Origin of the sequence: Nocardia altamirensis NBRC 108246, from assembly GCF_001612685.1 — a bacterium.
Taxonomy (GTDB): Bacteria; Actinomycetota; Actinomycetes; order Mycobacteriales; family Mycobacteriaceae; genus Nocardia; species Nocardia altamirensis.
In genome coordinates this window covers 12,286-39,123 of the sequence record NZ_BDAY01000073.1, presented here as the reverse complement: position 1 = coordinate 39,123, position 26,838 = coordinate 12,286, and the positions used below count along the sequence as shown (strand labels likewise).

At 67.8% G+C, this 26,838-nt stretch carries 24 protein-coding genes; 8 read left to right on the top strand and 16 right to left on the bottom strand.

Features of this window, described 5'->3' with window-relative positions; translation table 11 throughout:
* Positions 1 to 6: 6 nt before the first annotated feature.
* The 12 genes from NA11_RS32720 to ftsH form a co-directional block, all read right to left on the bottom strand.
* Positions 7 to 630 carry a cysteine dioxygenase gene (locus tag NA11_RS32720; RefSeq protein WP_084655257.1) on the bottom strand — a complete coding sequence of 208 codons (624 nt, stop codon included), beginning with the start codon at positions 628 to 630 and terminating at the stop codon, positions 7 to 9.
* A gap of 182 nt (positions 631 to 812) precedes the next feature.
* On the bottom strand, positions 813 to 1,610 hold the full coding sequence (locus NA11_RS32715) for a type III pantothenate kinase (RefSeq protein WP_069165912.1): 798 nt from the start codon (positions 1,608 to 1,610) through the stop codon (positions 813 to 815).
* A gap of 13 nt (positions 1,611 to 1,623) precedes the next feature.
* Positions 1,624 to 2,049, bottom strand: coding sequence for an aspartate 1-decarboxylase (panD, locus tag NA11_RS32710; RefSeq protein WP_069165911.1), 426 nt, complete (start codon positions 2,047 to 2,049; stop codon positions 1,624 to 1,626).
* Between the two features lie 21 nt (positions 2,050 to 2,070).
* A complete protein-coding gene (gene panC, locus NA11_RS32705; RefSeq protein ID WP_069165910.1) occupies positions 2,071 to 3,006 on the bottom strand; it encodes a pantoate--beta-alanine ligase in 936 nt (311 codons plus the stop codon).
* Positions 3,006 to 3,935, bottom strand: coding sequence for a Rossmann-like and DUF2520 domain-containing protein (locus NA11_RS32700; protein WP_069165909.1), 930 nt, complete (start codon positions 3,933 to 3,935; stop codon positions 3,006 to 3,008). The genes panC and NA11_RS32700 overlap by 1 nt, the downstream gene beginning before the upstream one ends.
* 158 nt (positions 3,936 to 4,093) lie before the next feature.
* On the bottom strand, positions 4,094 to 5,164 hold the full coding sequence (locus NA11_RS45910) for a DUF6779 domain-containing protein (protein WP_069165908.1): 1,071 nt from the start codon (positions 5,162 to 5,164) through the stop codon (positions 4,094 to 4,096).
* A 70-nt stretch (positions 5,165 to 5,234) separates the two neighbouring features.
* Positions 5,235 to 5,705, bottom strand: a complete 471-nt coding sequence (locus NA11_RS32690; RefSeq protein ID WP_069165942.1) for a DUF3180 domain-containing protein — start codon at positions 5,703 to 5,705, stop codon at positions 5,235 to 5,237.
* A 2-nt stretch (positions 5,706 to 5,707) separates the two neighbouring features.
* Positions 5,708 to 6,256: a 2-amino-4-hydroxy-6-hydroxymethyldihydropteridine diphosphokinase gene (folK, locus tag NA11_RS32685; RefSeq protein ID WP_069165907.1), complete on the bottom strand. Its 549-nt coding sequence runs from the start codon at positions 6,254 to 6,256 to the stop codon at positions 5,708 to 5,710.
* Positions 6,253 to 6,690 carry a dihydroneopterin aldolase gene (folB, locus tag NA11_RS32680; RefSeq protein ID WP_069165906.1) on the bottom strand — a complete coding sequence of 146 codons (438 nt, stop codon included), beginning with the start codon at positions 6,688 to 6,690 and terminating at the stop codon, positions 6,253 to 6,255. Before folB ends, folK begins: the two co-directional genes overlap by 4 nt.
* Before the next feature lie 14 nt (positions 6,691 to 6,704).
* A complete protein-coding gene (folP, locus tag NA11_RS32675; protein ID WP_174567764.1) occupies positions 6,705 to 7,571 on the bottom strand; it encodes a dihydropteroate synthase in 867 nt (288 codons plus the stop codon).
* Between the two features lie 11 nt (positions 7,572 to 7,582).
* Positions 7,583 to 8,215, bottom strand: coding sequence for a GTP cyclohydrolase I FolE (folE, locus tag NA11_RS32670; protein WP_174567763.1), 633 nt, complete (start codon positions 8,213 to 8,215; stop codon positions 7,583 to 7,585).
* Between the two features lie 295 nt (positions 8,216 to 8,510).
* Positions 8,511 to 10,910, bottom strand: a complete 2,400-nt coding sequence (ftsH, locus tag NA11_RS32665; protein WP_069165904.1) for an ATP-dependent zinc metalloprotease FtsH — start codon at positions 10,908 to 10,910, stop codon at positions 8,511 to 8,513.
* Between the two features lie 359 nt (positions 10,911 to 11,269).
* Between ftsH and NA11_RS32660 the strand changes: the two genes are divergently transcribed.
* Complete coding sequence (locus tag NA11_RS32660) at positions 11,270 to 12,214, top strand: hypothetical protein (RefSeq protein ID WP_069165903.1); 945 nt, start codon at positions 11,270 to 11,272, stop codon at positions 12,212 to 12,214.
* 10 nt (positions 12,215 to 12,224) lie between these two features.
* Here the strand turns inward: NA11_RS32660 and NA11_RS32655 are convergent, their stop codons facing one another.
* Positions 12,225 to 13,055 (bottom strand): DUF1266 domain-containing protein, encoded by an 831-nt coding sequence (locus NA11_RS32655; protein WP_069165902.1) that lies wholly within the window; start codon positions 13,053 to 13,055, stop codon positions 12,225 to 12,227.
* A 270-nt stretch (positions 13,056 to 13,325) separates the two neighbouring features.
* Here NA11_RS32655 and NA11_RS32650 point away from each other — a divergent pair, with 270 nt between their 5' ends.
* A complete protein-coding gene (locus NA11_RS32650; RefSeq protein WP_069165901.1) occupies positions 13,326 to 13,559 on the top strand; it encodes a DUF2277 domain-containing protein in 234 nt (77 codons plus the stop codon).
* 4 nt (positions 13,560 to 13,563) lie between these two features.
* Here NA11_RS32650 and NA11_RS32645 read toward each other — a convergent pair whose 3' ends face one another.
* The gene (locus tag NA11_RS32645; protein WP_245746342.1) at positions 13,564 to 14,889 is read right to left on the bottom strand and encodes a PucR family transcriptional regulator; all 1,326 of its coding nucleotides are present in this window, start codon (positions 14,887 to 14,889) and stop codon (positions 13,564 to 13,566) included.
* A 158-nt stretch (positions 14,890 to 15,047) separates the two neighbouring features.
* On the opposite strand from NA11_RS32645, the gene NA11_RS32640 reads away from it, so the two are divergent.
* From NA11_RS32640 to NA11_RS32630, 3 genes are all read left to right on the top strand, one after another.
* Positions 15,048 to 16,712, top strand: coding sequence for an aldehyde dehydrogenase family protein (locus NA11_RS32640; protein ID WP_084655253.1), 1,665 nt, complete (start codon positions 15,048 to 15,050; stop codon positions 16,710 to 16,712).
* 64 nt (positions 16,713 to 16,776) lie between these two features.
* Complete coding sequence (locus NA11_RS32635; RefSeq protein ID WP_069165900.1) at positions 16,777 to 17,610, top strand: SDR family oxidoreductase; 834 nt, start codon at positions 16,777 to 16,779, stop codon at positions 17,608 to 17,610.
* A gap of 433 nt (positions 17,611 to 18,043) precedes the next feature.
* On the top strand, positions 18,044 to 18,934 hold the full coding sequence (locus NA11_RS32630; RefSeq protein ID WP_069165899.1) for a LysR family transcriptional regulator: 891 nt from the start codon (positions 18,044 to 18,046) through the stop codon (positions 18,932 to 18,934).
* A 6-nt stretch (positions 18,935 to 18,940) separates the two neighbouring features.
* Here the strand turns inward: NA11_RS32630 and NA11_RS32625 are convergent, their stop codons facing one another.
* The gene (locus tag NA11_RS32625) at positions 18,941 to 20,488 is read right to left on the bottom strand and encodes an amidase (protein WP_245746341.1); all 1,548 of its coding nucleotides are present in this window, start codon (positions 20,486 to 20,488) and stop codon (positions 18,941 to 18,943) included.
* Positions 20,489 to 20,668: 180 nt separating this feature from the next.
* Between NA11_RS32625 and NA11_RS32620 the strand changes: the two genes are divergently transcribed.
* The 3 genes from NA11_RS32620 to NA11_RS32610 are packed head-to-tail and all read left to right on the top strand — an operon-like array spanning position 20,669 to position 26,210.
* Positions 20,669 to 23,266, top strand: a complete 2,598-nt coding sequence (locus tag NA11_RS32620) for a serine/threonine-protein kinase (RefSeq protein ID WP_084655252.1) — start codon at positions 20,669 to 20,671, stop codon at positions 23,264 to 23,266.
* Entirely contained in the window at positions 23,263 to 25,494 is a 2,232-nt protein-coding gene (locus NA11_RS32615) for a protein kinase domain-containing protein (protein WP_069165898.1), read from the top strand. Before NA11_RS32620 ends, NA11_RS32615 begins: the two co-directional genes overlap by 4 nt.
* Positions 25,491 to 26,210 (top strand): cyclase family protein, encoded by a 720-nt coding sequence (locus NA11_RS32610; protein WP_069165897.1) that lies wholly within the window; start codon positions 25,491 to 25,493, stop codon positions 26,208 to 26,210. Before NA11_RS32615 ends, NA11_RS32610 begins: the two co-directional genes overlap by 4 nt.
* Positions 26,211 to 26,252: 42 nt before the next feature.
* Here the strand turns inward: NA11_RS32610 and hpt are convergent, their stop codons facing one another.
* On the bottom strand, positions 26,253 to 26,804 hold the full coding sequence (hpt, locus tag NA11_RS32605) for a hypoxanthine phosphoribosyltransferase (RefSeq protein ID WP_069165896.1): 552 nt from the start codon (positions 26,802 to 26,804) through the stop codon (positions 26,253 to 26,255).
* Positions 26,805 to 26,838: the final 34 nt, after the last annotated feature.

The window sequence follows — 26,838 nt, the reverse complement described above, 5'->3', positions numbered from 1 at the left end:
GGTTCATTACATATCACCTTCGGGCTGGTCGGTGAGAACGGTTCTGGTGCGCCGCAAGGTGCCGTGGCCGGTGACCTCGTAATAGGACATGGCAGACAGCGGCGGGGAATAGGCGTGCACGCTGAGCGTCGGGTCGAGCAGTGCGGGATCGAGTGCGGTTTCGGTGGCGGCGTCGACGACCGCGTGCGCGGGGGCGCGCATCACGTCGTGCACCCAACCGATCGGGAACGACGCTTGATCGCCCGCGGAAAGGATGCGGCGACGTAACTCGGTGCCGTTCCATCGATATTCCGATAGGGCGCCGCTGAGTACGGTCAATGCGCCGAGCGAACCGGCATGGTCGTGCAGTTCGGTGGATTTTCCGGGGGTCCAGCTGATCAACCAGACATCGACTTCGTCATCGGTGAGCAGCCGGGTCGCCCACCGTTCATCCGACGGCCAGATGCCATTTGTGGGTAGCAGATGGTCATACCGGCCGGCCAGTACGTCTTCGGCACCTTCATCGGTCAACCGGAGCAAATCGGCGGGGCGCAAGCGCGTCGGCAATGCGGAAGCGACGGCACGTTCGAGCGGCGGGGTAGCCGAAAACGCATCACGTGCGGAGGTAAGGGAGAGAACAGAAGAACGCATGAGCGAATCTCCAGGAGTAAGTGAACGGTCGAGGGCGGTGGTCAGCCTCGATCGGTCGAGGCCAGGTCAGCCTCGACAACACTCCTGGGTGCGCACGCGGAAATACACGTCGGTGAGTGTAGCAGGCGCACCGGCATTATCGGCAAGACCCCGCCGGTGCGACAAATCCGACATCGCGCGAATCAGACAGTGCCCTTGCGGCGTTGGTTGCGCTCGTATACGAGGCGCAAACCGGTCAGGGTGAGGTAGGGGTCGTGGTCGTCGATGGTCTCCGACTCCGGCACGATCAGCGCGGCGCTCGGCCCGGTGGCGACGACCGCGACATCGTCGCCGGCAAACGCGGCGAACTCGTCCCTGATCCGGTCGATCAGCCCGTCCACCATTCCGGCGAAACCGAAAACCGCACCGGACTGCATGCATTCCATGCTGTTCTTGCCGAGCACCGAACGCGGCCGCGCCAACTCGGCTCGGCGCAGCGCGCTGCGCTCCACCAGCGCTTCCATCGAAATCTCCACGCCGGGCGCGATGATCCCGCCGAGGAATTCGCCCTTGGCCGAGACCAGGTCGACACAGATCGCGGTGCCGAAATCGACGACGATCGCGGGCGAGGAATAGTGCTGATAGGCGGCGAGGCAGTTCACGATGCGGTCGGCGCCCACCTCTTTCGGGTTGTCGACCAGCAGCGGAATACCGGTGCGGACGCCCGGCTCGACCAGCACGTGCGGCACATGGCCCCAATACTGGCTCAGCATTGTCCGCAGTTCCCGCAGCACCGGCGGCACCGTTGACAGCGCCGAAACTCCGATCACCTCATCGAGTTGCGCACCGACCAGCCCGCGGACCTGCATGGCGAATTCATCGGCGGTCAACAGCGGATTGGTATGAATCCGCCAGTGCCGCACCAGTTTCGCATGTGCGCCGCTGCCCGAGAACAACCCGAGCACGATGCTGGTGTTGCGGACGTCGATTGTCAGCAGCATTGACCGGCCCTGTTCAGCCGTGCGCGATGGACAGGGAACGCGGCGAAGTCAGGCCGGAACCCGCTGGCGCATGCGCCGGATCCGAGCCGAGTTCCACCGGACGATTGCGGTCGTCCACGAAAACAACGCGAGGGTCGTATTCCGCGATTTCTTGTTCGTTCAACTGGCCATAAGCGATCAAAATGACCAGATCGCCAGGGTGCACCAAATGCGCTGCGGCGCCATTGATGCCGATCACGCCGGAGCCGCGGGCGCCCGCGATGACATACGTCTCCAGTCGAGCCCCATTGTCGATATCGACGATGCAGACCTGCTCGCCCTCGAGCAGATCGGCGGCGTCGAGCAGGTCCTGGTCGACTGTGACGGAACCGACGTAGTGCAGATCGGCGTGGGTCACCGTGGCGCGGTGGATCTTCGACTTCATCATGGTGCGCAGCATGGCGTCGCCCTTTCGTTGCTTCTAGGCCTTGGCAGGCTGGGAGTTCCGCGGGGCGGAGACGTTGGGATGGCCGTCGATCGGTGCGCCGAGGGTGACGGCGACGTTGTCGATCAGGCGGGCAGGGCCGACCTTGGCGGCAACCAGCAGCCGGGCGTTGCCGGTCACCGGCGCGGGTTCCAGGTTGGCGGAACGCAATTCGAGGTAGTCGACCTCGATGCCAGGCATCGCGTCGAGGACCTGGCGGGCCGCGGCCAGCACCGCGTCGGCGCCGAGGCCGCCCGCGTGCTTGCCCGCCACCAGCGCAGCGGACAGTGCCAGCGCCGAAGCACGTTGCGTCGCATCGAGATAGCGGTTGCGCGACGACATAGCCAGGCCGTCCGGCTCGCGGACCGTGACCACCGGCTTGATCTTCACGTCGATGTTCAGATCCCGGACCAGCTGGCGGATCAGCGTGAGCTGCTGGTAGTCCTTCTCCCCGAAATACGCCTCGGTCGGCCGCGCGATCTGCAGCAGCTTGGCGACCACGGTCAGCATGCCCGCGAAATGCGTTGGCCTGCTTGCGCCTTCGAGCTCGGCACCGAGCGGGCCCGGCTGCACGGTGGTGCGCTGGCCGTCCGGGTACATGTCGGCCGCGCTCGGCGCGAACACCAACTCCACGCCCTCCCCGCGCAGCAGCTCGACATCGGCGTCCAGTGTGCGCGGGTACTTGTCGAGATCCTCGTTCGCGGCGAACTGCAGTGGGTTCACGAAAATCGAGACGATCACGACCTGGTTGGTCCGCTTGGCCTGCCGCACGATTTCCAGATGCCCCTCGTGCAGCGCACCCATCGTCGGCACCAACGCGACGGTGCGGCCGACGCCACGCAAGGCGTTGGATACCTGAGTGATCACCGCAGGGTCATGGTGCACGGTCAGTTCACCGGGGCGGTATGCGCCACGGAGTTTCGGGTCGAACATCAGCGCCCTTTCAGCAGCTCGATGACGGCGGGATTGGTGCCTGCCCGCTCGGCGGTGCGCAGCGACAGCGCGCGATAGCCCTCGGCAAGACGGGGGTCGACCGACTGCAGCGCGGTCAGATGCGCGGCAACGACGTCCGCGTCGCCGCGGGCCACCGGCCCGGTCAGCGCGGACTGCCCGCGCCGCAACGCGTTGTCCAGCGCGGCCGAGGCGAGCGGCGCGAGCAGCCGCTCGGCCAGCCCGTTCGGTTGATCATCGACGATCTGCTGGCCGAGCAAACCAGGTCCCGACAGCGCGACCCGCAGTGCCGCAAGGGCATCCACGATCACCGTGACCAGGTGATTGCTGCCGTGCGCGAGCGCCGCGTGATAGAGCGGGCGGTGCTCCTCTTGCACCCGGACCGGCTCGCCGCCCATCTCGATCACCAGCGCCTGGCCGATCGCATAGCCGATCTCGTCGGCGGCGGTGATGCCGAAACACGCGTTGCCCAAACGGGAAAGGTCCTCGTCGTGACCGGTGAAGGTCATCGCAGGGTGGATGGCCAGCGGCATAGCGCCCAGTTCGGTGAGCGGCGCGAGCACGCCGACACCGTTGGCACCCGACGTGTGCGCGACGATGGTGCCGGGGCGAACCGCCTTGGCGCTCGCCAAACCGCGGGCCAGGCCGGCCAGCTCGGTGTCGGGCACGGCGAGCAGCAGCAACTCGCTGCGGGCCGCGATCTCCTCGACCGGGAGGATCTGCGAATCGGGCAGCCGGTTCTGCGCGCGCTGCACCGAGGCATCGGAAATCGCGGCGACACCGAACACCACATGTCCGGCGCGCTCGAGTGCCGCTCCCAGTGCGGAGCCCACGCGTCCCGCCGAGACGATTCCCACCGTCAGGCGTGCAGGCGCGGGGTCGTAGCCCGAAGTCGCGTTGTCAGGATTCACGCTTCTCGAGGTCAACGTTGTCCTCTCGATGTCGTTCCAGTCCCGCCATGCGGGTACCGGACGTTACGTCATCGAGAATATCGGCCTAACGTTCGCGGATGCCACGGGCCTGGCCGTGATTTACACCGCAGTGCCGATTCGCGCGGCTAGCAGGGCGTTCACCGACGGTCGCGGCTCTGTTCTTCCGACTGCAGGTTCGCCATGATCTCGGCGACCGAGAGTCTGCGCTCCGGCGTTGCGGAGTCGGTGTCGGAGTCGGCGCGCCGGCGCCTGCGCGAGCTTGCGGTGCCGACTGTCGGTGCCTGCGTCGTCGGCCAGGCCGAGGGCCGAGTCGAGGGCGCGGGGGCACTGGGCGGTTCAGGGGCAAGGCGCGGTTCGGGGGCAAGGCGCGGCTCAGGCGCAGGGCGCGGCTCGGGGGCAAAGCGTGGCTCGGGCGCAGGCTGGACGACCGGTCCCTCGGTGAACGCGTCGGCCCAACCAGACGAGGACTGCGTCACCTCCTCGTACCGATGGACGTTGTCGTGCCGACGGTCGGTGAGGTCGACGTCGGTCACCTCGGCGTCGCTCTCCTCGTAATCGGGTGAGACAACAGATGTCTCGGCGGTGACCGGATCGTCGAAGGGGCTGGCGAAGAGCGGCGGCTCGGGATGGTCGGGCACGAACACCGGGGTCACGGTGCTGCGCGGTTGCTGATTTCCCGGGTAGGACCAGACGCCGGCATTCGCCGAGCTATTATTCGCCGGATCGCCTACCGCGCTGGTCAGCTCCTGAATTCGGGTCGCATCGGCGCGCAATGCGGGGCGCTCCATCAGCAGGTCACCATCGAACAGCCGCTGCAGGCTCTGCCGGAGCACGGTGAGTTCGGCGCGCAGCGCGGCCAGCTCGGCGGCATCGGCGCCCACCTCCTCGCGCACTCGCGTCTCGATGCCGAGTTCGAATTCGCGCCTGGCCGTCACTTCGCGCTCGAGTTGCAGCTCGTACACCGTCTGCAGGTCGCGGACCTTGGCTTTGTCGATCGTCGCTTCCTTGCGATATCTCGTCGCAGCTAACGCGCCGATGACGGCCGCCCACAGAGCCGCTACCAGACCGATCCGTACGAACTGCAAGCTGTTGCTGAAGACCAGAAAAACGCTGGCAACCAGACCGAGCAGAATCAGCACACCGATGAACAATTTTCCCGCGTCTTCCCGCCGCCGACGGGAAGTGCTGGTACGGGAGGGTGAAACCATGCACGCCAGGGTAGCTTGATCGTTCCGTCCCGCCCACAGCATCGCGCGGTGATTCCGAACGAGATAATCGCTACGTGGTTGCCGGATCGTCGGTGGGGTCCTCAGGAGCCCGGCAGCAATACTCGAGCCACAGCGCCGCAGCAACCAAAGCGACCCCCGCCAGCATCCCGACGATCGCACCGGGACTGTCGGCTGCCGCGGCACCCAACGTGCCGCGCTGCGGGAGCACCCAGCACAGGAAGCCGAGCCACACGCCGGCGGCGATCGAACCGACCTGCAGCGAGGCCTTGGCCAGCGCGACCGCGCGCGCCGCGGTGATCGGATGCAGCTGATGCCTGCCGTCGCCGAGCTCGTTGTCGTTCACCCTGGCCCGAATCACGAACGCCAGCACCGCCTCGATGGCCGCGACCGGATACAGCGACGCACCCGCGAAGACCGAGATCGGCGGAAAACTGTTGTAGGCCATCCTGGTAGCGATCCACGCGACGATCGCCGCGATCACGACATTCGCCACCAGATCGAGCACGCGCGTCGGCTTCAGCTTCACAGAGCCGATCCTTCGGCGGCAGGTAACAGCGAGAGTTCGGTGCGGTGCACGCCGGCCCGCTCGTCGACGGGGAGCTCGTCGAGCAGATCGGTGATCGCCTCGGTGTGCCCGTCCACCTCCAGCGTCGCATCGGATTCCACATCGAGCCAAGGGATCAGGACGAAAGCGCGGCGGTGCGCCTGCGGGTGCGGCAACGTCAGCGTCGGGTCGTCGCTGCGACAGACAACGAGCGCGCCGTCCACCCGCTCCGCACACCAGATCACGTCGACATCGAGAGTGCGTGCGCCCCAGCGCACTTCGCGGACCCGATCGGCGGCCTGCTCCAGTTGCTGCCCGAGCCGCAGCCAATCCGCGCGGTCGAGCTCCGGATCCTCCACCACGACAATGGCATTGAGATAGTCGTCCTGTTCGACACCGCCCCACGGCGCGGTCGTGTACACCGGCGACACCGCGACGACCCGGTCCCCGAACCCGTCGACCACGCTGCGCAGATGCGCGAGCCGGTCGCCGAGATTCGAACCGATCGAGAGCACAGCACGACTCATACCGCGGGCTCCCCACGATGGCGTGACGTGACGACCCTGACATCGGCGAAGGCGTGCGGAATAGGCGCGGCGGGTTTGTGCACAACCACCTCGACGGAGCTGATGCGCGGATCGGTCATCACGTCGTCGGCGATCTCGGACACCACGGTCTCGATAAGGTTGCGCGGCGGGCCCTGGATGATCCGCACCGCGTTCTCGGCGAGCTGCCCGTAGTCGACGGTGGCCACCAGATCGTCGGAGGCGGCGGCGACGGCGAAGTCGACCCACACGGTCAGGTCGACGACGAACTCCTGGCCGTCGCGACGCTCGTGATCGAACACCCCGTGATGCCCGAACGCGCGTAGGCCGCGCAGCTCGATCCGATCGGCACCGCGGCGGATCGACGAATGTGCCTGCGCCGCAGCGTGCTCGGTGGCGACCGGGGATTGGTTCATCGGTGGGGTACTCCTCACGAGCTCGACGGCCTGGCGATGGTGTGCCCGGCCGCTGTCCGCCAGGCGTCGGTCACGGTGATGGCGTCCAGCGAGGCGCGCACGTCGTGCACGCGCACACCCCAGGCGCCGTGCATGGCGGCCAGCGCGGAGACGGTGGCGGTGGCGGTCTCACGGCCGTCGGGCGGTCGCGGACCCGCGTCGTCGGCGAGCAGCGCGCCGAGGAAGCGTTTGCGGGAGGCGCCGATGAGGATCGGCAGGCCGTCGGCGACGAGCTCGGGCAGCGCGCCGAGCAGTGCCCAATTGTGTTCGGCGTTCTTGGCGAAGCCGAGGCCAGGGTCGAGGATGAGCCTGGCCGGGTCGACGCCCGCGGCGACGGCCAGGTCCACCTGCGTGGTGAGTTCGGCGAGCACCTCGGCGACCACGTCGTCGTAGTGATCGGCCGGGCCGGTGTGCCGGTAGTCGGCGCCCGCGCGCCAGTGCATCAGGATCCACGGAACATCAGCGGCGGCAACGGTCTTCACCATGTCGGGGTCGGCGCGGCCGCCGGAAACGTCGTTGATCACCGAGACGCCCACGTCCAGCGCGGCCTCGGCGACCCGGGCGCGCATGGTGTCGACGCTGGTCGGGACGCCCGCCGCGACCAGGCCGCTGATCACCGGAACCACCCTGGCCGCTTCGGCTTCCGGATCGATGCGCACCGCGCCTGGCCTGGTCGACTCACCACCGACATCGATGATGTCGGCACCCGCCGCGTAGAGCTCGACACCGTGCGCGATCGCGAGTTCGGGATCGAGGTAGCGCCCGCCGTCGGAGAACGAATCACTGGTGACGTTGACGACGCCCATCACCACACAGGAACGGCCGTCACGCGCACCAATCATGTGTTCGTCACTCACTTCCGCAGAATCAGATCGAGCGCCTCGGCACGCGAGGACGGGCTGGACTGGAGCAGGCCGCGCACCGCCGAGGTGGTGGTGCTCGCGCCGGGTTTACGGATGCCACGCATCGCCATGCATAGGTGCTCGGCCTCGACAACGACGATGGCGCCGCGCGGGTCGAGCTTGCGCATCACCGCGTCGGCGATCTGGCTGGTCAGTCGTTCCTGCACCTGCGGGCGCTTGGCGTACAGGTCGACAACGCGAGCCAGCTTGGACAGCCCGGTCACCCTGCCGTGCTTGCCGGGAATGTAGCCGACGTGCGCGACGCCGTGGAACGACACCAGGTGATGTTCACAGGTGGAGTACATGGGGATGTCGCGGACCAGCACCAGTTCCTGGTGGCCTTCGTCGAAGGTGGTGTTCAACACCGCGTCCGGCTCGACATACAACCCGGCGAACATTTCCCGATAGGCGCGCGCGACGCGGGCGGGCGTATCGATCAAACCGGGGCGGTCGGGATTTTCTCCGACAGCGAGCAGCAACTCGCGGACCGCAGCTTCGGCGCGCGCCTGGTCGAAGGGCTGCCCCGTCTCGAGGGCGACCAGCTCTGGCCTGGTCACACCGTTTCCGGAACCGTTTTCCGCGATACCGTCCGGATCGGCTAGCGCGTGGCCGCCGACGTGTTTATTGGCCGACAATCGAGGACACCTCCAAAATCTCGAGTGCCGGCAATTACTCGGCACCCCGATGGTCGAGCCTAATCGTCGCCACTCGCGCGGCGCGAGCAGGAGGCCCGGAGGCGACGGCTCGGATAACCATCGAGGTAACGCAAGCGCCGCCGATCCAATTCCGCACCTCTGTCAGGCCCGGACGTGTCCGCACCTCTGCCGGGCCCGGACGTGGCACTTCGGCAAGCCGAGCTCGCCGAAGTGCCGCCAGTCTTCAGTGTCGACCGTTCGGTCCATCCCATTCGCCGTTGTCGCTCTCGCCGTTGGGGTTGGCGCGACCAGGCTCGGGATAGCCGGGTCGATCGGCGTAGCCACCGCGGTCGTAGCCGCCGTCCTGCGGGCCGCCCTGCGGAGCCCACGGCTGCTGGCCGTGCCGCTGCTGCGGTTCGGTCCAGCCGCTCGGCTGACCGGGCTGCTGCTGCGGCTCCTCCCGCGGCGGCCAGCCGGGGGCCGACCAACCGGCCGGAGCGCCGTAGTCGGGGCGTGAGCCGTGCGTGCCACCGCGCTGCGGGTAGGCGGGCGACGGCGCCTGCGGCAGCGGGTAGCCGCTCGCGGGCTGCGCCGGGTAGCCGTACTGCGGCGGTGTGGTGTAGCCACCTTCCTCTGGATAGCCGTTGGCAGGCTGGCTTTCCCGTGCCGCGCCCGCGGGCGCGGGCACCTGCTCCGGCGGCGGCCACGGCTCGCCGCGTTCGATCGCCAGCTCGCCAGGCGTCTTGACCGGCGGCTTGGTCGAGGGGACGCGATCGCCGAAGTCGTTGAACGCGGTGATCCTCGGCCGCTTCTCCACCGTGGCGAGCAGCGTTTCGAGTTCCTTGCGGTGCAACGTCTCTCGCTCGAGCAGCGCCGTCGCCAGCACGTCGAGCACATCGCGGTACTCGTTGAGGATGGCCCACGCCTCGGTGTGCGCGGCCTCGATCAGGTTGCGCACCTCCTCGTCGATGGCGCCCGCGACCTCGTGCGAGTAGTCCGAGGCCTGGCCCATCGAACGGCCGAGGAACGGATCGCCAGCCTCCTGGCCGTAGCGCACCGCGCCGAGGCGCGAGCTCATGCCGTATTCGGTGACCATTGCGCGCGCGATCTTGGTGGCCTGGTCGATATCCGAGGACGCGCCGGTGGTCGGCTCGTGGAACACCAGTTCCTCGGCCGCGCGACCGCCCATCGCCATCACCAGGCGGGCGATCATCTCCGAGCGGGTCATCAGGCCCTTGTCGTCCTCGGGCACCGTCATGGCGTGGCCGCCGGTGCGACCGCGGGCCAGGATGGTCACCTTGTAGACCGGCTCGATATCGGGCATCGCCCACGCGGCGAGCGTGTGGCCGCCCTCGTGGTAGGCGGTGATCTTCTTCTCGTGCTCGCTGATGATCCGGCTCTTGCGGCGTGGGCCGCCGACGACCCGGTCGACCGATTCCTCCAGCGATTCGCCGGTGATGACCGCGCCGTTCTCACGCGCGGTGAGCAGCGCGGCCTCGTTGATCACGTTGGCCAGGTCGGCGCCGGACATGCCGACGGTGCGCTTGGCCAGGCCGTCCAGATCGGCCTCGGGCGAGATCGGCTTGCCCTGCGAGTGCACCCGCAGGATGGCGCGGCGGCCTGCCAGGTCGGGGTTGCCGACCGGGATCTGCCGATCGAACCGGCCGGGGCGGAGCAGCGCGGGATCGAGGATGTCGGGGCGGTTGGTCGCCGCGATCAGGATGACGCCGGTGCGATCGCCGAAGCCGTCCATCTCGACGAGCAACTGGTTCAGCGTCTGCTCCCGCTCGTCGTGGCCGCCGCCGAGGCCTGCGCCGCGCTGGCGGCCGACCGCGTCGATCTCGTCGACGAAGATGATGCACGGGCTGTTCTGCTTGGCCTGCTCGAACAGGTCGCGCACCCGGGAGGCGCCGACACCGACGAACATCTCGACGAAGTCCGAGCCGGAGATGGTGAAGAACGGCACCCCTGCCTCACCGGCGACGGCGCGCGCGAGCAGGGTCTTACCGGTTCCCGGCGGGCCGTACAGCAGCACGCCCTTCGGGATCTTGGCGCCGAGCGCCTGGTAGCGCACCGGGTTCTGCAGGAAGTCCTTGATCTCGTAGAGCTCTTCGACCGCCTCGTCGGCGCCTGCCACGTCCGCGAACGTGGTCTTGGGCATGTCCTTGGACAGCTGCTTGGCCTTCGACTTGCCGAAGCCCATCATGCCGCCGCGGCCACCGCCCTGCATGCGGGCCATCACGAAGACGAACAGGCCGAGCAGAATGATCATCGGCAGCACGAAGAGCAGGATCTGGGTGAGCCAGCTCTCCTGCTTGACCACGGTGTTGTACGGCGCGCCCGAAGCCTTCACTGCATCGAAGACCTGTCCGGACGTCTGGCTGCCACCCGGGTACTTGGCGAGGATCTTGCTCTGGCCACCGGTCGCGTCGTTGCCGTTCTTCAGCTCGATCCGCAGCTGCTGCTCGCGGTCATCGATCTGGACGTTCTTGACGTTGCTCTTGTCGGTCAGCTGGCTCAAAGCGACGGATGTGTCGACGTTCTTCCAGCCGCGCGTGTCATTGCCGAAGTAGCTGAACGCATAGATCACGAGCAAAATGCCCGAGACTATGGCCAGGGTGCGAAACACAGTCTTGCGGTTCATAGAGCGTCGGCCGGCCGGCCAGTCCTTTCCGGTGTCTCCGGTTCTTGCTAGCGATGCGTCGGGCGCGTCCGGCTCCGGGAGGGTTCGGATGCGGACATGCCACGTTACCGCGTACGGTCTAGTCGATACATCGCGCAGTTCGGCTGCAGGTGCAGTTAAAGAGGTCAACGGCGAAGGGACGTCGGTGGTTCCCGAAGTCCTCCGTCTGTGTTACTCCAAGTGGTCACAATCATGGCATGTTCGGCCTATCGTGAGCGACGACACAACACCGCTGGTGCGAACGACAGGCACGAAAGCGGTAGCTTGCGTAATCACGTAGTGCCCCGCGAGCACCGCCAATCCGACAGAGCGCAGGGGGTATGGACATAGTCGAGCTACGGACACCCACAGCGATAGTGCGTCATGGCCGCGGGCGATTGATCGTCCTGCGTCCTGGCTCCGATGGCGAGCGGGTGCTCGACGTTCCGGTGACGGACCTGCTGAAGGTCCGGTTGAACCGGCGCGCCGATGACGCCGTCGTCATCGAGATCTACCTTCGGTACCCGACCCCGGTACTGACCGGCGTGCCCGCGGACCGCACCCCGCTACCGGTCCTCATCGCCGAGCACGACGTGCCAGCGGCCACCGAGATCGTCGACCGGATCAACGGCCAGATCCTGGCCACCCAGCGCATCGATGTCGCCGCCCCCGACCTGAATCCGCCAGCCCCCACCTGGGGCAAGTCCGGCCCGACCCGCGCCGACGTCGATCGCGCGGTGCGCAGGATGGCGCCGAATCGCGAGGCCAAGACGGCGATCGCCGCGCTGCATCGCTATGTCACCCCGGACGAGTACGTGCTGGAGACCGCGATCGCGGCGGCGCACCCGCCCGTCGCCAGCGGTCAGGGCCTGCTCGCCGCGACGACCGGGCGGCTGCTGTTCATCTCGCTCGGTGCGAGTGATCGCTTCGCGCACGAGTTACCCGTGTCCGCCGTGCTGTGGGCCCGCAACACCGAAGGCACCCCCTTGGTGCCCGGCGACGACGCGGTCCGCGGCGAGGCGAACATGGACGTGCACGACGGCAACGTCACCTTCCGTTTCACCGGCGCCGATCGGGCCGATACCGAGCGCGTCACCTGCGCGGTGAACTTCGCGGTGCGCCGCGATTCCGCCGACGGTGCCGCAGGCCCGGCCGATCCCGGTGTGGCGCAGCTGTATTCGGAGTGGGAGCTGCTCGTCGAGCGGCATTCGCTCGGCATGGTCGACGACGCCCAGTTCCAGCGCTACGGCCGCGGCATCCTGCGCTCGCTGCCCGACGGCGGCTGACCAGGCGAACCTACGGCTGCGCCACCGGGGTCAGCCCGATGCGCCGCCATGGGCTGGTCGGACGCATCCACAGGCGCAGCAGTTCCATGCGGCGGTCGACGCCGCCGTTCTTCAGTTCGGCAAGGTCTTCGCAGGCCTGCCAGTAGGTCCAGCCGGTCAGATACGCGTCACCGAACTGGCGCCAGTTGCGGTACTTGCTCTGCGCGATGGGCAGTGCGCGCGCCAGGTAGTCCCAGGCCAGGTCGGCGTCCAGGTAGCCGGCGGTGAAAGCCATCCGCGCGACCGCGACAACGCGGGCCAGATCCCATGCGTGGATATCGCTGGGCAGCGGCCTGGCGAGATGATCGGTGAAGCCTATCTTGATGGCCTGCGACCAGATGTCGTAGTCGCGGACAAGCGCCTCCGGGTTGTCCATCCCGCGGAACGCGCCGACCTGCCGCAGGAACGCCCGGTGCCGATCGGCGCGCTCGCCGAACCGGTCCCGCTCGCTGGCATTGATCGAGGCCATCACCAGCGGATGCACCAGCGCGTACAGCGGCGCGTGCATGCCGTCCAGCAACTGCTCCATCGACGCCTGTGCCTCGGTCCCGTCGGTGATGCCCCACGCGCCGGTGAGCGTGTCGATGGCGAGCTCGCGGCGGTCGCCGAGCGGATGCTCGCGCTCAGGGCCGAGCAGCAACGCGTCGTGGAAGGCGTCCCAGCGGGCCGAGTAGAACGCACCGAGCGCCAGCGCTCGCAGTTCGTCGTCGGCGACCGCGGCGCCGGACCAGTGGTCCTCTTCGCGCTGATCCAGCTCCTCGTACGGGAAGGTTGTCAACGTGGGTACACCGCGGGCAGGCATGCCACCGATTGTTCCCCATAGATCTTGGAGGAGCCTGTGTAACCGAACGAATTCTGCGTGTCCGCATTGATCGGCGGCACTGATGGGCGTGTCCCCCGGCCACGCTGCGCACCTGTTGCACACTGTCCGATTTTCGCCGCATCGGTTTCATGCCCTGCCGCGCAGCGTGCCAGAGAGCTACTGTGCACGCATGAGCGAGCGCAGCGAGCGAACATCAGACACAGCTACGAGCGTGCTCGTGCTGGAGCCGAGCGCTAGCGAGGCGCAAGCATGAGTACGAACATCACCCTCCTTCGTGGCCTGGAACCTGCCGCTACCGAGCAGGAAATCTATGCTGCCGCACTGCAGTACGTGCGCACGGTCGGTGGTGTGTCCGGCCTGAGCACGACCACCAAGGCGGCCGTCGACAAGGCGGTCTCGATCATTGCCGCGGCGACCACGCAGCTGCTCGCCGACCTACCCGAACGCCCGGTCCCGGCAACCCGCGAAGCGGCGGCCGACTGACCGTTCACCGGGCCTCCGGCCGGTCAGGCAGCACATCTACGCCGTAGACCGCGAGGCAAGCGAGGGCAAGTTCCAGCGGAAGGCTGCGCTGCTCGATCGGACGACCGAGCAGTTCCTCGATCCGCTGAATCCGGTAGCGGACCGTGTTCTTGTGCACCCCAAGCAGTTTCGCCGTCGCTTCGGGGCTGCGATGGCTTTTCAGATAGGCGTGCAGCGTCGCGCGCAGCCGTGCCGAGTTGGCGTCCCGCCCGGACAGCGCCCGGAGTTCCCTGCCGATCAGCCCGCGCATCGCCGCGTCGTCGGCGCCGGCCAGGTAGGCGATCTCCACCTCGCGATAGTCGATGACGCGGTGCGCGCGGACCGGACCGCGCTCGGCGACCTGCCTGGCGGCCACCGCCTCGCGGTGGCTCTGCCGGAAACCGGCGATCTGACCGGCGGGCGCACCGAACGCGACTCGGACCGGCGCGTCGACCAGGTCGCCGATGCGCTCCAGTGCGCCGATGTCGGCGGCGCCCTGCTCGATTCGACCATGGCCCGGCTCGGAGTCGTCGAGTCCGGCCCACGCCCACATGCCGCTCGCACCGGACGCGGCGGTCAGCACCCTTCCGGCGCCGACCTCGGCCGCCACCTTGGCCGCCACCCGCTCGAGCAGGCCGATGACCTCGCCGTCCCCGCTGCCCGACTCGCCCTCGTCGGTCCACAGCACGAACGCGAGATGCCGCTGGTTGAGCCGGTAACCGAGCCGGACCGAGGCCTGATCCGCATCGATGTCGTCACCGGCGAGCAGCGCACGGATGGTCTCGGTGCGCCGGTTGAGCGCGGCACGCAGCACCCGCTCGCGTTCTTCCATGTAGGTGTCGGTGAGCAGCTCGACCGACATGTTGACCCATTTCGTCGCCCGGTCGAACATGCGAAGCATGACCGCGCGCTCGATCTCCTGCGGCGCGGGCCGTTCCTCGATCGCATCGGTCATGTAGTCGATGACCGCGTCCAGGCCCGCGTGGTAGGTCCGCAGCAGTACTCGCAGATCGAAACCACGACGGGCGATCGTTCGGGCGAAGGCGTGTGCCTCCTCCGGGAGCACGTATTCGAAGGTGTCGCTGGTGATTCCGCTCAGCGTGGTCCTGGCGTGCGCGCGGGTGCTCGCGGCGAGGTCGCGGCGCACGTCGCGGTCGGAGAGTTCCGGCACCTTGGCGACGATCGCGCTGTCGAGCCGGCTGACGACCTGCTCGAGCGAGTCGGTACGCATCGTCTCGTACACGTAGTCCGCCAGCCAATCGCGGACCACTTCACTGTTGGGTCCGATACGCTCCGGTGAGGCGGCCGTCACAACTCCTCCGATTTGTTCTCCGAGCACAATTTTGCTCGATCTCATTGACAAACTACGCCAAGAACGTCCCCCAACGTTGTGTCACGATCATAGTTCAGTGTCCTGATTCACAGCAGTCAGCGCATGCGTTCACAGCACAACGTCAGTGGGAGAACAGCGTGACCAACACCGAGCCAGCGGCGAGCGCGACCAAGAAGCCACCCGCGCGCAAGACCGCACCGAAGAAGGCAACGCCGCCGAAGGCGGTTGCGGAGCAGGCGGTTACGGCACCGAGCGCGCCGACGACCGATCCCGCCGTGCTCGAGGTCCACAATCCCGGCACCGGCGAACTGGTCGGCACGGTGCCGGTGGCGACGGCCGACGAGGTCGCGGCGAAGGTCCGTGAGCTGCGGCTGTACCAGCCGGAGTGGGAGGCCATCGGCCCGAACGGCCGCAAGGAATGGCTGCTGAAGTTCCAGGACTGGCTGATCGACAACACCGAGCAGATCGCCGACGTTGTGCAGTCGGAAACCGGTAAGCCACGGGTGGATTCGCTCATCGATCCGGCGTTCGCGACCGACCTGGTCGGCTACTACGCGCGCCGGGCCGCCAAGTTCCTCGCCGACGATCATCCGTCACCGCACAGCCCGCTGGCCAGGGTCAAGAAGCTGACCACGGTGTACAAGCCCTACCCGGTGGTCGGCGTGATCACGCCGTGGAACTTCCCGGTGGCCATGCCCGCGCTCGATGTGTTCCCCGCGCTGGCCGCCGGCGCCGCCGTGCTGCTCAAGCCGTCCGAGGTGACGCCGCTGTCCGCGCTCGAAATGGCAAGGGGCTGGGCCGAAATCGGCGCCCCGCCGGTCTTCGCCGTGGTCACCGGCGCAGGCGCGACCGGCGGCGCCGTCGTCGCCAACGCCGACTACATCCAGTTCACCGGCTCGACCGCGACCGGCCGCAAGATCGCCGTGGCCTGCGCCGAGCGGATGGTGCCCTACAGCCTGGAACTCGGCGGCAAGGATCCGGCCATCGTGCTCGCCGACGCCGACCTGGATCGCGCCGCACACGGCATCGCGTTCGGCGGCATGTTCAACTCGGGCCAGGTCTGTATCTCGGTGGAGCGGGTGTATGTCGAGGCGCCGGTCTACGACGAGTTCGTGGCCAAGCTGACCGCGAACGTCAAGTCGCTGCGCCAGGGCCTGGACGACCGCGAGTCCAAGCACGACGTCGGCGCGCTGGCCAACGAGAATCAGGCGAACATCGTGCAGCGCCACGTCGACGAGGCGGTCGCGGCCGGCGCGAAGGTGCTGACCGGCGGCAAGCGGGCCGGGTTCGGCACCGCGTTCGAGCCGACCGTGCTCGTCGATGTCGATCACACGATGTCGTGCATCACCGAGGAGACCTTCGGGCCGACCCTGCCGGTGATGAAGGTCGCCGACGAGGCGGAAGCCATTCGGCTGGCGAATGATTCGATCTACGGGCTGTCAGCGACGGTGTGGACCGGCGACAAGGAACGCGGCGATCGGGTCGCCAGGCAGCTGAACGCGGGCGCGGTCAACATCAACGACGTTTTCGCCAACCTGTTCAGTTTCGCGCTGCCGATGGGCGGTTGGGGTCTTTCCGGTGTCGGCGCCCGCTGGGGCGGCGCCAACGGGGTGCGCAAGTACTGCCGCCAGCAGGCGATCACCACGCCGATCCTGCCGACCCAGCAGAAGGAACTGTTCTGGTTCCCGTACCAGATGCCCAAGCTGCTCTTCGCGGTCGGCGCCATGCGCGCCGCCGGTGCCCGCGGCCTGCGCCGCATCGATATTCCTGCCGTTCTGAAACTCAAGGGAGACAACAAGTGAGCTTGCGAACCGAAGACACAGCACCCCCTGTCATGGCGGAGCCGAGCGCCAGCGAGGCGCAGTGATGACAGCTGCTTCGAAGGTTCGCGGCAAGGTCGTCGTGATCACCGGCGGTGCCCGTGGCATCGGCTTGGCCACCGCGACGGCATTGCAGGCGCTCGGCGCCAAGGTGGCGATCGGCGATATCGACGAGGCCACCGTCAAGGAGTCGGGCACTGCCCGCGGCTTCGAGCACTACGGCAGGCTCGACGTCACCGACACCGGCTCGTTCGAGAGCTTCCTCGACGAGGTCGAGCGCACCGTCGGCCCGATCGACGTGTTGATCAACAACGCGGGCATCATGCCGACGGGGCGGTTCGTCGACGAGCCGGACCAGCTCACTCGCCGGATTCTCGACATCAACGTCTACGGCGTCATTGTCGGTTCCAAGCTCGGCCTGGCCAGGATGTTGCCGCGCCAGCGCGGGCATGTCATCAACATCGCCTCGCTCGCAGGCGAGACGCACATTCCCGGCCTGGCCACCTACAACGCGAGCAAGCACGCGGTGCTCGGGTTCACCGACACCCTGCGCGAGGAGTACCGGGGCTCGGGCGTGCACTTCTCCTCGGTGCTGCCGACGCTCACCAACACCGAGCTCGGTTCCGGCGTCACGGCGCCGAAGTTGTTGCGGCCCGCCGAGCCGGAGGAGATCGCCGATGCCATCGTCGCGCTGATCGTCGCGCCGAAGTCGAAGGTCAGGGTGACCGCGGTGGCCGGCCTCGTCTCGCAGCTGGTCGGGCTGCTGCCGGAGGCGGTCGGTGACGGCATCGCCAGGGCGCTCGGTTCGGGTCGCGCGTTCCTCGACGATGTCGATTCGGACCGGCGCAAGGCGTACGAGGACCGGGCACGCAGCGCCTGACCGGTGGGCAGGTCGCTGCGAAGCGAGCGCTGCGGCCGTGGATTCGTCCACGGCCGCAGCGCTTTTCGCACGTTTGGGAGCAATTCAAACGGCAATACAAACCTTTTTGTGACGAAAATCACTATAGAGGGTACAAATGACTCCCCACTGGTCAGAAGCGGGCCATCAGCAGCTGAGTGGCAACCATCCCGATCGGTCGTTCCACCGCCGTACAGCACACCTTAACGATCATCTATGCTGGTCACGCGCCCAACTGTTTTCGAGGGCGGCACAAGGGGGCGGAAGCCGAACATTCGCGGAGTCGATGGTGCATCACACCATCGCAGGCAATATGCTGTCCCTAACAAACCTGTCGAATGTTTTGATGCCCGTATCCGAACTTTTTGGCCTGATAAGGCTGGAAATTCAGGACCGATTCTGATAGCAAGGGGCTATGGACCCGCATTTGCGCGACCTGCGGTATTTCGTCGCCGTCGCTGAGGAACTGCACTTCACCAACGCCGCCCAGCGGCTGCACATCGCTCAACCAACGCTGTCGCGTCAGATCCGGCAGCTGGAGCGTCAGCTCGACGTTGTCCTGTTCGACCGCAACCAGCGCAGCGTCGCCCTGACCGTCGCTGGCAAGGAACTGCTCGAAGGCGCCCGCAAGATCCTGGAGCTCTGGGAGGTCACCAACGTCTCGCTGCAGGAGGCGGGCGAGGTGCTGCGCGTCGGCATCCAGTCCGCGCTCGGGCGCGGACTGCTCAACGACCTGGAGAGCGCGAGCGGCCACCGGCTCGCCCTGCACGCGGCCTCGTGGACCGACCCGTCCAGCGGTCTGTCCGGCAGGCAGGCGGACCTGGCCCTGGTGTGGCTGCCGCTGCCCGACCCGAACCGCTACCGCTGGCAGGTGCTGCGCACCGAGCCGCGCTGGGTGCTGCTCCCGGAGAACCACCCGCTGGCCGACCGGGAAGCCATCGAGTTCGCCGACCTGCTCGACGAGCCGTTCATCGCGCTGCCCACCGAAGCCGGTGCGGTGCGCGACTTCTGGCTCGGCAACGACGCACGCAACGGCCGCCCGGCGAAGATCGGCGCCGAGGCGGCGACCCCGGAGGACAAGCTGGAGGCCGTGAGCCTCGGCCTCGGCGTCTGTTTGCTCGCCGAGAACAACGTGCCCATGTACCGCTGGCCCGGGCTCACCGCCCGACCGGTCGCCGGGCTCGCGCCGTGCGAGCTCGCCGTCGCGTGGCGTGCCGACGACACCAGGCCGACCATCCTTGAATTCGCGGGCCGTGCGGCCGACGGCGGGTTCTCGGTACAGCAGCAACCCGCCGTCAGCGCGTAACGCCGCTCAGTTGATGGTGCGCCGCCACGGGTGCAGCGCCTCTATTTGCGCGGACAACCGCAGCAGGGTGGATTCGCTGCCAGGCGGGCCCGCGAACTGGGCGGCCACCGGCGTTCCGACATCGGAGTGCATGCCCATCGGGAGGGAAGCGGCGGGCCAGCCGACCAGGTTCCACAGCGGGGCGAAGGGGAAGAATCGCATGCCGGCAAGCACATTCAGCAGCCAGCCGCAGGTGTGCCATGCCCGCGCCTTCGGCGGCGGGCCTGCGAGCGTCGGCGTGATCACCACGTCGTAGCGTTCGAAGAATTCCAGTAGTCGGGTCTCGACCCGATCGACCTGAGACGGGCGCACCAGGCGTAGTCGCTGCACCGCGCGGCCGAGCGCGAGGTGGCGGCGGGTGCGCGGCTGTAGCCGCTCGGGATGGGGTAGCGCCGCGCCGTCGCGGGAGCCGACGACCAACCAGCGCAAGAAGAGCGAGAGCATCGCGTCGCCGTAGGGCAACGCGGTCGGCTCGACCAGATGTCCGGCCGCGGCGGCCACCGAGGCGGCGGTGCGGGCGGCGTTGGTCCATTGCCGATCAACAGGAAAGAGGCGGGACGGCGGAGCCACGGCTAGTCCGATGCGTAGTCGACCAGGCGGGTCCACCTCGGCTAGGTCCGACCGGGCGGCCAGCACCGATAGCGCGAGCGCTGCATCGGCGACTGTCGTTGCCAGCACGCCGTTTTCGACCATGCCGGACCAGGCGTCGACGCCGATCTCCGCGGGCACGGTGTAGCGGCCCGGCTTGATGCCGAAGACACCGCAGCAGGCCGCGGGGATGCGGACCGAGCCGAGCCCGTCGTTGCCGTGCGCGATCGGGACGAGCCCGGCGGCGACCGCAGCGGCCGCGCCGCCCGACGAGCCACCGGCGCTGCGGGCGACATTCCATGGGTTGCTGGTAATCCGGTCCGGGCTGTCGGTGGTACCCCACAGACCGAGTTCAGGAACGGTGGTCAGCCCGACGATCACCGCGCCTGCGGCGCGCACCCTGCGCACCACCGGATGATCGTCGGCGACCGGACGGGCGTCGGTGGCGGCGGAACCTGCGCGCATCGTCTCGCCCTGCACCGGGATGTTGTGCTTGATCGCGATCGGCACGCCGGCCAGCGGCAGCACGTCGAGGTCGGACCGCTGCTCCAGCGCCGCGGCCTCCGTTCGTGCCTTCTCGGTGCGAATGACGCTGAAGGCATTGGTGATCCGGTGCTCGGCAACGATCCGGGCCAGCGCGGCGTCGACCACCTCGGTCGGGGTCAGCGATCCGTCCCTGACGCCCGCCGCGATCGCAGTGGCGGTGGCGCGGGCGATGTCCACAGCTGGTTCGCCCGTGCCAGGCAGTTCTCGATCGACGTGGTTCGGCGGTGCCTGGGCGACGACCGTGCGGCGGACCGTCGGCTGCTGCGCAACTGGCGTCTTCGCGACAGCCGGGTGGCTTGTCGGTGTCTGCGCGGAATTCTCGGTGGCAGCGGTTTCGGAAGCGAGCGAGCCGTCCGCCACCGCTGTGGCCTTGTTGAACATGTGCTGGTCATCCCCCGTCGCATCGTTGTCGAATTCGGGTGATCGCTGTTGTGCCGCAAGTTATCATTTCGAATACTGCTCGGGGGACGATGGCGTCGGGTGTGGCGGGAATTTCTCCGCTACCTCCTACGACCGACCAGTGCGGATTTCGCGGTATCCGCTGAGCCACTAGGTCCGGGAATGAGTGCCAACTCCGATAGAAGTTCCGATTCCACCCCTGCCGGTGTCGCTTATGGCGACCTCTCGCGCAGCGCCGAATTCAGCGCGGTTGCGGCGTTCTCCGCCGCGTGGGCGGACACCGCAGCCGAATCCGCGCAGCGGCCGCCCGAGATAGCCGAGTACCTGCCGGACGCACACACCCTGCGCACCGAGGCGCTGCTCGAGCTGATCCGAGTCGATCTTCGGCATCGCTGGTTGCGCAGGACGATGCTCGGCACGGGGGCCGAGCAACCGGCGGCACGCAAACGGCTCACCGAATACTGCGCCGAATTTCCGGAACTCGAACCAGGCATCATCCCGGCGGGTCTGGTGTACGAGGAGTTCGTCATCCGCAGGCACAGCGGCGAACGGGTCGACCCTCGGGAATGCCTGCGCGAATATCCGCACCAGGCGACCGAACTGCGCGCGCTGCTCAACGCCGACGATGTCGATCAGAGCACCAGGCGAGCGGCACTGGAGGATTCGACGATCGCGGCACTCACCCGCATCAAGGCCACCTTCGTCGAAAGCGAATTGAACCAGACGGCCACGGCGCTTCGTAGTTCAGAAGTGACCCGAGCGTCAGTGACCCGAGTGACCGCCGACCAGACCGGAACGATGACCTCCGTGCCGACCGGCACGATGACGTCCGCGCCGACCACGATCCCCACCCGGCCAGGCCACTTCGCCGCACTGGACCGGATCGAAATCGGCCAGCGGATCGACGATTTCGACCTGCTGACCGGGCTCGGCAGCGGCGCGTTCGCGCGCGTCTTCCTGGCCAGGCAGCGCTCGCTGCAGCGGCTGGTCGCGGTGAAGATCTCCGCCGACCACGGCACCGAACCGCAGACGCTGGCCCAACTCGACCACGACTACATCGTGCGCGTCTTCGACCAGCGCCTGCTCGACGACGCCGAGGCGGGCACGGCACGCAGGCTGCGACTGCTCTACATGCAGTTCCTGCCCGGCGGCACGCTGCTCGACGTGCTGCGCTGGGTGCGCGCCACCCCGCCCGCCGAACGCAACGGCCAGTTGCTGCTCGACGGCGTCGACGCGGCGATGGAGGAGAAAGGCGAGATCCGCCCGACGGATTCGAGTGTGCGCGCCGAGATCGCCGGGCTCAGTTGGCCGGAGACGGTCGCCTGGCTCGGCCGCAGGCTGGCCGAGGCGCTGGACTACGCGTCCGCGCAGGGCGTGCTGCATCGCGACGTGAAGCCGGCGAACGTGTTGCTGACCGCGGAGGCGGTGCCGAAACTCGCCGATTTCAACATCAGCTTCAGCCGCAATGTGGAAGGGACGAGCCCGGTCGCCTATTTCGGTGGGTCGCTGGCGTATATGTCGCCGGAACAGCTGGAGGCCTGTCATCCCGGATTCGACCGCACCGCGGCGGATCTGGATACCCGCGCCGACATCTATTCGCTCGGCGTTGTGCTGTGGGAATTGCTCACCGGCGCCAAACCATTCGACGACAGCACCGCGGGCGGGAGTGGCGCAGGCGACGAGACGACGCTCGAGGCCATGCTCGAGCGGCGCAGTGGTGGGGTGGACGCGGCCGCGCTGGAACGCGTGCCCGAAGACTGTCCCGCCGCGCTGCGGCGGGTGCTGCTCACCTGCCTCGAACCCGAGCGCGCGCGGCGGTGGGCCTCCGGTGCCGTGCTGGCCAGACAACTGGAGCTGTGCCAGGACGCACGCGCACGGGAGCTGGTCGACCCGGCGCCGAACAGCTGGCGACTGCGCCTGCGGCCGTGGCGGCTGCTCGTCGCCGCGCTCGCGGTGGGACTGCCGAATGTGCTTGCCTCGCTGTACAACATCCAACACAACCAGCACCTGATCATCGACCGGCTCCCCAAGGACGCCCAGCACAGCTTCGTGGTGATCACCGGCGTGGTGAACGCGGTGTCGTTCCCGCTCGGCATCGCGCTGCTGGTGTACATGTCGCGCTACCTGCTGACCGTGCCACACGGGCTGGCCAAGGGCAGACGCTACGACCCCGAGACGCTGCGGCATGCCAGGCGTGATGCGCTGTTGCTCGGCGATCGTGCAGTGGCCGTGGCGTTTTCGCTGTGGGTGCTGTCCGGGTTCGTCTTCCCCATCGCACTGCAGCTGGTCACCGGCGACCTCCCGGCGAGTGCGATCGTGCACTTCCTGGCCTCGCTGGTGGTGTGTGGCGCGATGGCGGTGGCCTACCCGTTCTTCCTGCTCACCTTCTACATGGTGCGCTGCATCTATCCGCTGTTCCTCCGGCACGGCGATATCAGCGCCGAGGACGCGGTGTGGCTGCGCGGCCTCGATCGGCGCTGCAACGGCTACCTCGCGGTGGCCGCGTCGGTGCCGTTGCTCGCGGTGGCAGGCGTGACCTTCCTGCCGCCCGCCGACATCCCGATGGTGATCTTCGCCGTCCGGGTGCTGTGCGCAGGCGGTATTGTCGCGTTTGTGGTGTCCTACCTGCTGTTCCGCGCGCTGGAGGCGGATCTGCGCGCGTTGGAGCGAGTGGTCTCGCCGGAATCGGTGGGAAAGAATTCGGCGTCGGCGATGACACGGAACCGGGGCGTGCCCCCGGTACGGGAGACCGCCACGTGAGTAGCGGGCACGTCGATGCAGTCGCCAGGTTCACCGCCGAGTGGCAACGCAGCCTGCGCAGCACACGATTCGTGCCGCCGTCGCTGGCGGACTATGTGCCCGACGGCGCGCAGGCGCGCGTCGAGGTGCTGACCGATCTGGTCCGGATCGACCTGCGGGCCCGCTGGGCCGCGTCGCTCGGTAAACGAATCAGTGAATACTGCAAGGAGTTTCCCGAGGTCGAGCACAGTCCGGAGCTGGCGGACCTGGCGTGCGAGGAGTTCCTGGCCAGGCGCCGCACCGTCGCGCTCGGAATCGAGGACTTCCTCGCCGAGTACCCCGATCTCGCCGCCGAGGTGCGCGCGCGTCTTGCCGCGTTCGCCATCGACGACACCTCCGCAGGCATCGCCGAAACCACCGAAGCGGTTGCGGCACTTGCGGATCTGGCGCCCGGCCACCGGATCGACGACTTCGACCTGCTCACCGACCTCGGCAGCGGCGTGCTCGGCCGAGTCTTCCTGGCCAGGCAGCGATCCATGCAACGGCTTGTCGCGGTGCGGCTTTCGGCGGGCCGGGCCGGCGCGCCACACACCATGGCGCAGCTCGACCATCCCCATATCGTGCGCGTCTTCGACCAGCGGGTGTTGGGCGCACCGGAGTCGGCCGAACAGGCACTGCACACCGCGGCCGAGCCTCGGCTGGTCTACATGCAATACCTCCCCGGCGGCACCGCGATCGGCGTGCTCGAGCAGCGGCGGATCGGTCCGGAGTCCGCCGGTGGCGCGTTGCTGCTGCGCGCCATCGACGCGGCAATGGAGGCGAAAGGCGAGATCCGGCCGTCGGATTCGAGTGTGCGCGCCGAGATCGAGGGACTGAGCTGGCCGGAGACGGTGGCATGGGTGGGCAGGCGGCTCGCCGACGCGTTGGACCACGCCCACCACCATGGCGTGCTGCATCACGACATCAAACCGGCGAACGTGCTGTTCACCGCCGAGGGCATTCCGAAGCTGGCCGATTTCGCGCTGCGCGAAGCAGGTCCGCGACCTGCTGCCGCGGATTCGACCGAGCGCACCGATCATTCGCTGCCCTACCGCTCGCCGGAACAGCTGGCCAAGCTCCTCGACCCGGCCGCGCCCGCACCCGGCGCCCGCAGCGATATCTATTCGCTCGGCGTGCTGCTGTGGGAAATGCTCACCGGCACAACTCCCTTCGAGGATGCGCCGGGTCCGACGGCCGCCGACATCTACTCGACGATGCTCGCTGAGCGTCGTGCGGGAGTCAGCGCGGACGCGCTCGCGCGCCTGCCCGCGGACACCCCGGCCGCCCTGCGCCGGGTCCTGCTCGAATGTCTGCATGCCGACCCGAAACGGCGCTGGCGCAACGGCAGTGAGCTGGCCGGACAGCTCGACCTATGCCTCGACGCCCACGCGCGTGAGCTGGTCGACCCGTCGCCGACCAGCCTGGCCTATCGGTCGCGCGGCTGGCTGGTTCCGTGGGCAGCGGTGTGCATCGGCGTGCCGAACGTGCTTGCCAGCGTGTACAACATCCGGCTCAACCAGTCCCTCATCATCGATCGCATGTCGGCGGTGGACCAGCAGAAATTCGAAACCATCGGCCTGGTCCACAATCTGATCTTCTTTCCCATCGGCGCCATGCTGCTGATCTACCTGACCCGGCGCGTACTGACCGTCGAATACCGGTTGGCGCGCGGGCGCGAATACTCTGCGCGCACGCTGGCCAAGGCGCGCCGCGACACCCTGCTGATGGGCGACTGGGCCGTGTTGGTGCCGTTCGCCGTCTGGATGATCGCCGGGATCGTCGGGCCGACCTGGCTTGCCCTGTCCGGAATCGAGCTGCCGCCCAAGACATTTCTGCATTTCTTCACCGCGCAGGTGGTGTGTGCCGTCATCGTGCTCGCCTACCCGTTCTTCCCGGCCGCCCTGTTCGCCGTCCGCTCGGTCTATCCACGGTTGCTTGCGCGCGGCGGCATCGGGCCCGGCGACGAACGACAGCTGCGAAACCTGGCCAGGCGCGCCAACTTCTATCTCGGGGCGGCCGCGTCGGTGCCGCTGCTCGGCGTGGCGAGCGCGACCTTCGTCGACGCCAACGATCTCGGGTTGGTGATCGTTCCGGTGCGCGCGCTCAGCGTGGGTGGCATTCTGGCATTCGTGGTTACCTACCGGATGTTTCGTTTGCTGGAGGCCGACCTGCTCGCGCTCGCCCGCACCATTCCGCAGCGCACGCGATGACCTCGCCGCGGCCGTTCGGGCGACTGGTGAACCTGTCGCATGTGCACGATCCGGCCACCACGCCGCTCTACCCGGACGACCCGGAGTTCCGCACCGACATCGTGGCCACCGTCGCCAACGACGGCTACTACCTGCGCTACATCCAGCAGGGTGAACACACCGGAACCCATTGGGGCGCACCGATACACTTCCATGCCGACGAGCTCGGCGCGGATGAGCTCGACCTGGACGATCTGCTGCTGCCCGCCGTGAAGATCGACGTCCGCGAACCGTGCGCGCGCGACCGCGATTACGCCATCACCGTCGCCGACCTCAAGCGCTGGGAGGGCAGGCACGGCCGCATGCCCGACGGCGCCGCGGTGATCGCCTGGACCGGCTGGGATGCCAACTGGGGCACCCCGGAATTCCTCGGCACCGGCGAATCCGCCGGCCACCAACCGGGATTCGCGGTCGAGACGGTCGAATGGCTGCTGCACACCGGCAGGCTCGGCCACCGTGGCGCGCTCGGCATCGACACCTTCGGCCCCGATCTCGGCATCGACGACACCTATGCGGTGTCCAAGCTGCTCTATCGAGAGCACCGCATCAGCCTGGAATGCCTGGCCAACCTCGCGGCGCTACCGGCGACCGGCGCGTGGATACTCGTCGGCGCTGCGCTCTATCGCGCCGGATCCGGCTCGCCCGCCACCATTTTCGGCATCCTCCCGGACCGCTAGCCGACATCCCGCACCCAGGTCATGGGTGCGGGAACGCGCGAGTCAGGAATAGACCTTCGGGTCGAGGGTGCCGATATACGGCAGGTCGCGGTAGCGCTCCGCGTAGTCGAGGCCGTAGCCGACGACGAATTCGTTCGGAATGTCGAAGCCGACATGGGCGACGTCGACGTGGGTGCGCAGCGCGTCCGGTTTGCGCAACAGCGTCACCACCTCCAGCGAGGCGGGGTTGCGGGTGGAGAGGTTGCGCTTGAGCCAGGACAGGGTGAGCCCCGAGTCGATGATGTCCTCGACGATCAGCACATTGCGGCCGGCAATGTCCTTGTCCAGGTCCTTCATGATGCGAACCACACCGGAAGACGAGGTGGACGATCCGTACGACGAGACGGCCATGAACTCCATCTGGGTCGGGATCGGCAGCGCCTTGGCCAGGTCAGTCATGAAGAAGATTGCGCCTTTGAGCACGCCTACCAGCAGCAGGTCGCCCTCGGGGGCATCGGCGGGATAACGCTTGGCGATGAGCTCGGCCAGCTCCTTGGTTTTGGTGGCGATCTCTTCCTCGGTGATCAGCACCGACGCGATGTCGTCCCCGTACACGTCAGCTGTTCCCTTCCGTGGTTTTCGCTCCCGA